This is a genomic window from Phenylobacterium sp. CCH9-H3 (assembly GCF_001557235.1).
Classification (GTDB): domain Bacteria; phylum Pseudomonadota; class Alphaproteobacteria; order Caulobacterales; family Caulobacteraceae; genus Phenylobacterium.
Genome location: NZ_LSJI01000251.1, coordinates 1 through 677 on the forward strand (window position 1 = coordinate 1; position 677 = coordinate 677).

At 72.7% G+C, this 677-nt stretch carries 2 protein-coding genes; both read right to left on the reverse strand.

What is annotated here, in order from left to right:
• Positions 1 to 352: hypothetical protein (locus AX721_RS22260; protein ID WP_197422678.1), on the reverse strand; the 352-nt coding region annotated here is incomplete at its 3' end.
• 55 nt (positions 353 to 407) lie between these two features.
• On the reverse strand, positions 408 to 677 hold a 270-nt coding region (locus AX721_RS22265; RefSeq protein ID WP_231754753.1), incomplete at its 5' end, for a CsgG/HfaB family protein.

Sequence of the window (677 nt, forward strand, 5' to 3'; positions counted from 1 at the left end):
CCCCGCCGTCCGCGGCCGAGCCGTAGGCGAGGTTCGCCGAGGCCGTGGTCGAGCCGCCCGCAGCCGTGATCGCGCCCTGCAGGATGTTGCCCGCGCCCTGCTGGTTGACGATGTACTCGGCCCATGCGCCCCGGATGGGCAGCTGGCCGCCGCCGGCGAGGCCATTGGCGGTGAGGATGTTGCTGGGGTTGGTGGCGTCCTGGGTGATCGTCAGCGTGCCCGCCGTGCCCGAGCCGCTGATGTCGATGCGGATGACGTTGGCGGCCAGGGCCTGGCCTGCGACGAGGCCGGCCGCGGCGACCAGCGCCGTGGTGGCGAGCGCCCGCCGCCGGGGGCTGAAGTGCTTGCTCATGGTCGTCTGCTCCTTGTCCGTGGCGCCCGGGCCGGAATGACCGCGGGTGGGCTTCTCAGGTCCACCAGCCGCTCGCGATGCCGTCGCGGATGAGCTGGATCAGCGCGGTGCGCGCCGCGCCGGAAATCGCGAGCCCCACCGGCTCGTTGACGGCGCCCCCCAGCTCGGCGTCGAGCGAGGTGGTGTCGAAGATGCGGGCCAGGTGGCCGCCGATCCTCAGCGAGGTGATCGACTTGGTGACGGTGGTCTCGCCCAGCACCTCTCCGCTCTGCACCGCCACCGCGCGCAGGCTGAAGGTGACGAGGTCGGTGACATAGGCCCCGCT